This window comes from Streptomyces sp. NPDC002156, assembly GCF_053593675.1.
Genome location: NZ_JBSFDA010000301.1, coordinates 1 through 6,115 on the forward strand (window position 1 = coordinate 1; position 6,115 = coordinate 6,115).

General features: G+C 70.3%; 7 protein-coding genes. 5 read left to right on the forward strand and 2 right to left on the reverse strand.

Annotation, left to right across the window (positions count from 1 at the left end; all coding sequences use genetic code 11):
- The first annotated feature begins 246 nt into the window (after positions 1–246).
- On the forward strand, positions 247–813 hold the full coding sequence (locus ACWCRB_RS48540) for a GNAT family N-acetyltransferase (RefSeq protein ID WP_451002181.1): 567 nt from the start codon (positions 247–249) through the stop codon (positions 811–813).
- A 79-nt stretch (positions 814–892) separates the two neighbouring features.
- Positions 893–1,288, forward strand: a complete 396-nt coding sequence (locus ACWCRB_RS48545) for a nuclear transport factor 2 family protein (RefSeq protein WP_451002176.1) — start codon at positions 893–895, stop codon at positions 1,286–1,288.
- A gap of 196 nt (positions 1,289–1,484) precedes the next feature.
- Here the strand turns inward: ACWCRB_RS48545 and ACWCRB_RS48550 are convergent, their stop codons facing one another.
- Positions 1,485–1,853: a VOC family protein gene (locus ACWCRB_RS48550; RefSeq protein WP_451002177.1), complete on the reverse strand. Its 369-nt coding sequence runs from the start codon at positions 1,851–1,853 to the stop codon at positions 1,485–1,487.
- Positions 1,854–1,916: 63 nt separating this feature from the next.
- Between ACWCRB_RS48550 and ACWCRB_RS48555 the strand changes: the two genes are divergently transcribed.
- Positions 1,917–2,399 (forward strand): MarR family winged helix-turn-helix transcriptional regulator, encoded by a 483-nt coding sequence (locus ACWCRB_RS48555; RefSeq protein ID WP_451002178.1) that lies wholly within the window; start codon positions 1,917–1,919, stop codon positions 2,397–2,399.
- A gap of 130 nt (positions 2,400–2,529) precedes the next feature.
- On the opposite strand, the gene ACWCRB_RS48560 is transcribed toward ACWCRB_RS48555, so the two are convergent.
- A complete protein-coding gene (locus tag ACWCRB_RS48560) occupies positions 2,530–3,957 on the reverse strand; it encodes an alkaline phosphatase family protein (RefSeq protein ID WP_451002179.1) in 1,428 nt (475 codons plus the stop codon).
- 261 nt (positions 3,958–4,218) lie between these two features.
- Between ACWCRB_RS48560 and ACWCRB_RS48565 the strand changes: the two genes are divergently transcribed.
- Both ACWCRB_RS48565 and ACWCRB_RS48570 read left to right on the forward strand, forming a co-directional pair.
- Positions 4,219–5,154, forward strand: coding sequence for a bifunctional helix-turn-helix transcriptional regulator/GNAT family N-acetyltransferase (locus ACWCRB_RS48565; protein ID WP_451002182.1), 936 nt, complete (start codon positions 4,219–4,221; stop codon positions 5,152–5,154).
- A 45-nt stretch (positions 5,155–5,199) separates the two neighbouring features.
- On the forward strand, positions 5,200–6,000 hold the full coding sequence (locus ACWCRB_RS48570) for a sugar phosphate isomerase/epimerase family protein (RefSeq protein WP_451002180.1): 801 nt from the start codon (positions 5,200–5,202) through the stop codon (positions 5,998–6,000).
- Positions 6,001–6,115 lie beyond the last annotated feature (115 nt).

The window sequence follows — 6,115 nt, forward strand, 5'->3', positions numbered from 1 at the left end:
CCCAGACCCCCCTTGTCGCGCTGAACGCGCTCGTCCTCAAACGCCGGACGGGCTGAGGTGTGCCTGGGGCGGGTGGGCAAGCACGGGTGGGTGGGCGGGAAGATCGGCCCGAACGGCCTCGTCCTCAAACGCCGGACGGGCTGGATGGTGCGGGCCGGCCCAGCCCGTCGGCGGTCGCGGCGAGGGGCTGCCGGGAAAAACGAAGGCCTGCTGGTGGTCAGGGTGCCTATATTCCTGTGCGTGTCCATTCCCGAGATACAGCTGCTCCGACCCGGCCACGCCCCCGCGCTGCTCGCCTTCGAGCAGGAGAACCGGGCCTACTTCGCCGCATCCATCCCCGATCGAGGGGACGACTACTTCGCCCGGTTCGACGAGCGGCATCGTGCGCTGCTCGCCGAGCAGGAGGCCGGTGTCTGCTACTTCCATGTGCTCGTCGGCGCCGAGGGTGAAGTGCTGGGGCGGATCAATCTCGTGGATGTGGCGGACGGCGGCGCCGATCTCGGGTACCGGATCGCGGAGCGCGCCGCAGGCCGGGGGCTGGCCACCTGGGCCGTACGGACGTTGTGCGGTCTCGCCGCCAACCGCTACGGGCTGACCACCCTGCGTGCCGCGAGCAGGCTCGACAACGCGGCGTCGCGGGCCGTGCTGACCCGCTCGGGGTTCGCGGTCGTCGGCGAGAGGCAGCTCTCGGGGCGCCCAGGTCTGACGTATCTCCGCGATCTTGCGGACTTCGCCGCTCCGGAGGCTCCGGGGGTTCCAGGGGCTCCGGCGGGGGCGGCCGATCGCCACGTGGGGCGGCGGCCGGCGCCCTGACCTGCGTACCGCCCCCAACCCGAGGACAATGGGCCCCGTCAGTCGAACATCGCCCACACACCGAAAGGTGGCGATCACCATGGCTGAGCACCCGCACGCAGCCCTCGTGCGCAAGGGCTACGACGCCTTCTCGCGCGGTGACATGGACACACTGCGCGGACTGATGGCGGCGGACTGTACCCAGCACGTACCCGGAAGCCATCCCCTCTCCGGGGACTTCAAGGGGCAGGACGCGATCATCGAGATGTACGGTCGGCTCGCCGAGGAGACGGCCGGGAGTATGCGCGTCGTGCTGATGAACATCCTCGTCGACGGCCGGGGGCACGCGGTCGCCGTGCACCGTTTCACCGCCGAGCGTCAGGGCAGGCGACTCGACGAGCCCGGCGCCATCGTGTTCCGGATCGTCGGGGACAAGGTCACCGACCTCGACGAGTGCGTCGAGGACATCGACCGGGCCAACGAGTTCTGGACCTGAGACCCCGTCCCCCCTCTTCCGGCTTCCGGACTTGTCCGGGTGGGGTGCCCGAGCCCGAGCCATGCTTGCGGGCGCCTCGCCCGTCGGACGGCACATCGCGCGCCCACCATCAAGCGCATCGACGTGTCGCGCGGCACCCCGGACAGCCGCAGGCATGGGCGCAACCGCTGATGATCGCCCGGTGGCGTCGGGTCGATCAGGTGCGGTCGTGGAGTGTGACCTGGTAGCCGTCGGGGTCGGCGAAGGTGAAGGTCCGGCCGAAGGGGCCGTCGATCGGTGCGGAGACGATGGTGCGACCGTCGGCGACGAGCGCGTCGTGGATGGCCTGGGCGTCGGTGGCGTGGAGCCAGATCGCGGCACCGATGCCGGGCTGGGCGACGGACGCCAGGTCGGTGCCGGGGATGACGTCGCGGAGTGCGAACGCGATCGGCTTCGTCTCGAAGACGACGGCGTGCGGAGGTCCGGCCGGCGAGCGGACGAGGCCCAGGTACTGCTCGTAGAACGCCTGCGAAGCGTCGAGGTCGCGCACTTGGAGCGAGATGAAGTCGGGGCCGGTGGCGGGCATGATGACACTCCTTCTTTTCGTGTCAGTTTACTGACACGCCGCAAGCTATGTCAGAATACTGACATGAGTCAAGAAGGTGTCGGCGTCGACCTGGAGACGTCACTGGGCTACCTGCTCAAAGAAGCGTCGAGCGCCCTCCGCGCGGCCATGGAGGAGGTGCTGCGGCCGCTCGGGATGAGCGTGACGCACTACTCCTGCCTCGAACTGCTGGCGCAGCGACCGGGCTTGTCGAACTCCGAGCTCGCGCGGGGCGCGTTCGTGACACGGCAGACGATGAACGTGCTGCTCCAGGCCCTCGAACGAGACGGCTACGTGACCAGGCCCGCGGAGGCACCCGTCGGGAAGGTGCTTCCCACGCGGCTCACGCCCAGCGGCCGACGAAGCCTCGAGAAGGCGAGCGCAGCCGTCCGGTCCGTCGAGGCCAGAATGCTGTCCGGCTTGACCGAGACCGAGCAGTCAGGCGCGTTCCGGATCCTGCAGAACATGGTCCATTCCTTGCGCGGTGACGGTGACGGTGACGGTGACGGTGACAACGAGGGTGCGTAGCTCGTTCCGCGGCGCACGTCCGGAGCCGAGGTCGGCCAACTCCGCGCGACCTCACGACGGCCTCCGGGCGGGGCGCCCCCGACCATGATTCGGGCGCCCCGCCCATCACCTCACTTCACCCCACCGCGCCTCACACGTGCGGCCGCCTCCCCCTCTCCTGCCGCGGGAACGACTGCGCGGCCCCCGGCAGTGTCGGCTTCGGCAGCGTTGCCACCTCCTCCTTCGCGCGTTCCAGTTGCTCCGCCGTGTCGTGCGGCAGGCGGGGCGGGCGGGGGCGGGAGTCGCGGAAGCGGAAGGCGGAGGTGAAGTCGCCGAAGGTCTCGCGGCGCCAGTCGGTGATGTTCGGTTCCTCGACTCCCGTGAAGCGCTCCAGGAATTGGAGTGCCGAGGTGTGGTCGAAGGCTTCCGAGGCCACCCAACCGCCCACCGTCCAGGGCGAGATGATGATCGCCGGGACGCGGAAACCGCCGCCGATCGGCAGGCCGCCGATGAACTCGTTGGCCGTGCCGTCCGGCGGGGTCGGCGGGGCCACGTGGTCGAACAGGCCGTCGTTCTCGTCGTAGTTGAGGATGAAGGCTGTTTTGCGCCACACCTTGGGGTTCGACGCTATCGCCTCGATCTTCGACGCCACGAAGTCCGCGCCCGCCGCCGGGAGATAGTCCGGGTGCTCCGACTGGAAGCTCGTCGGCATGATCCAACTCACCGTCGGGAGACGGTCGTTGCGAGCGTCGTCCTCGAACGTGCCCTCCGGCTGCGGACGTACGCCCCGCTCGTACAGCTCCGACCCGGGCGCCGCCTGCTTGAACGTGGCGAACTGCTCCAGCATGTTGCAGCCGTAGTCGTCGTCCTGCTGGTACACCTTCCAGTTGACGCCCGCCGCCTGGAGGCGCTCGGCGTACGTCGTCCAGCGGTACGGGGTCGGTGCCACGTTGCTGGTGATCGGGCCGCCCTGGGTGCCGCCGGGGTCGATCGTCCCCGTCATCCACATCAGGCGGTTCGGCCAGGTCGGGCCGAACACCGAGCAGTAGTAGTTGTCGCAGATCGTGAACGTCTCGGCGAGCGCGAACTGGAACGGGATGTCCTCGCGCGTGTAATAGCCCATCACGTAGGGGCCGTTGACGCCGTCCGCCTTGCGGTGGGCCGGCAGCCACTGGTCCATCTTGCCGCCGTTCCACGCCTCGTGCTGCACCGACCAGGCGTGACTCGTGGACGGGATCGCCTGCGCGCTCGACGTGTGGGTGTCGAGGTGGAAGGGGAGGAGGTACCCCTTCGGGTTCACGGCGTCCGGCTGGTAGAAGACCGGGCGGCCGTCGGGCAGCTTCAGCGCGTGCGGGTCCGCGAAGCCCCGTACGCCCGACAGGGTGCCGAAGTAGTGGTCGAAGGACCTGTTCTCCTGCATGAGCATCACTACGTGCTCGATGTCGTCGAGCGAGCCGTGCCGCGGCGGTCCGGCCGCGACGGCCTGCTGCACGCTGGGCGGGAGGAGGGAGAGTGCCGCGGCGCCGCCGAGGGTGCCTGCGGCGGAGCCAAGGAGTCTACGACGGGTCAACTCGGCCATGATTGCCCCTTCTTGAGCCTGTTGGGCCTGACTTTCGGCTTCACTCTTCGCCTCGGGCGGCGAGGGGCGTCAGGGGCGGCGGATGAACAAGTGAGCAACGAGTGGCATGGGGTTGGCCAAGCCGTGGGATGCCGGAGACGGGCATTGCCGCTCCGTTGCCGGGCCTTGAGGAACACATCGCCCGCGCTCTACCCTCGAAGCGGCAACATCTCTGACTGAGTCAGATATCGGATATCGATCATTCCGTCGGTGAGGTGGCTCGTGACCGTCCAGGACATCCGTTCCTTCAACCGCTTCTACACGAACGTGATCGGCGCGCTCGACTACAGCAGCAGCCTCTACGCCCCCTACACCCTCACCGAGGCCCGCGTCCTCTACGAACTCGCGCACTCCACCCGTACCGACGCCGCCGATCTCCGTGCCGAACTCACCCTGGACGCCGGGTACTTGAGCCGGATCCTCAACAAGTTCGAGGAGAACGGGCTGATCGAGCGGGCGCCCTCCGACCGGGATCCCCGGCGGCGGCGCGTCACGCTCACCAGCCGGGGCCGCGAGACCGCCGACCTGCTGAACGAGCGCTCCACGGAGGCCATCGGCTCGCTGCTCGCCACCGTGCCCGCCACCGACCGGCCCCGGCTCGCGGAGGCGCTGCGCACGGTCCGCTCGCTCCTCTCCGACGGCCGGCCGCCGCGCCGCGAGGACGTCGTGCTGCGCGATCCCGCCCCCGGCGACCTCGGCTGGATCGTGCAGCGCAACGCGGCGCTGTACGCGTCCGAGTACGGCTTCAACACCGACTACGAGGGTCTGGTCGCCCGGATCGTCGCCGACTTCGCCGAGGACCACGACCCGCATCTGGAGCGGGTGTGGATCGCCGAGCTGGACGGGCGGCCGGTCGGGTGCGTGATGTGCGTACGGGACGAGGCGCCCGGGACGGCCCGGCTGCGGCTGCTGCTCGTCGAGCCGGACGCGCGCGGGCTGAGGATCGGCGACCGGCTCGTCGCGGCTGTCGTCGGCTTCGCCCGCGAGGTCGGCTACCGCGACCTCGTCCTGTGGACCAACGACGTACTCACCGCCGCCCGCCACGTCTACCAGCGCCACGGCTTCGTCCTCACCACCGAGAAGCCCCACCGCTCCTTCGGCAAGGATCTGCTCGGGCAGGACTGGCGCCTCGACCTGCACGGGACGACAGACCGGTGAAGTGGCGCCGGTGAAGTGTTGAAGCGACGGGTAGGGTCCGTGGACATGAAACTGGCGTTCTCCACCCTCGGCGTCCCCGGTCTCCCCCTCCCCGATGTCCTGCGGCTCGCGACCAGCCACGGCTACCACGGCGTCGAGCTGCGCACGCACCCCGAAGAGCCCGTCCACCTCGGTCTCACGCTGGCCGAACGGGCCGATGTGGCCGCCGAGTTCAAGGCGTCCGGCGTCGAGATCCTCGGCCTCGCCGGGTACGTCCGGGTCGCGGCCCCCGGCGACGACGAACCCGTGCTCACCGACCTCCGCGCGCTCCTCGAACTGGCCCGCGACCTCGGCGCCCCGTTCATCCGCGTCTTCCCCGGCGGCGGCACCGAACAGTCCCCCGCGGAGGCCGACGCGGCGGCGGCCCGCAGGCTCGGCACGGCCGCCGAGTACGCGACGGACCTCGGCGTACGCATCCTCCTGGAGACCCACGACTCGCATCGCACGGGCGCCGCCGCGATCCGCGTCCTGGGCCCGGTCGGCCACCGGCAGGTGGGCTCGCTCTGGGACGTCATGCACACCTGGCTCGGCGGCGAGCAGCCGTCGGAGAGCTACGCGGCGCTCGCCCCGCACCTCGGATACGTCCAGGTCAAGGACATCGCCTCGGCCGAGGACACCACCCCGCTGGCCCTGGGCGCCGGTGTCCTGCCGCTCTCCGAGTGCGTCGAGGTCCTCTCCCGGCACGGGTGGGACGGGTGGTTGTGCTGGGAGTACGAGAAGCGGTGGTACGAGGCCGCCGCGCCCCTGGAGGGGCTGTTGGACGCCGGCCACGACCACCTCGCCCGGCTGCTCAACGAGTCGGCCTGAGCTGGCTGGTCCGGGGTCGGTCGGGATTTTTTCGCCCCCGCCGCCCCTACCCGTCCCATCCCGTTCCTGGGGGGGGGGGGGGCGGCGCCCGCCCCCCCCCCGCCCCCCGCGACTC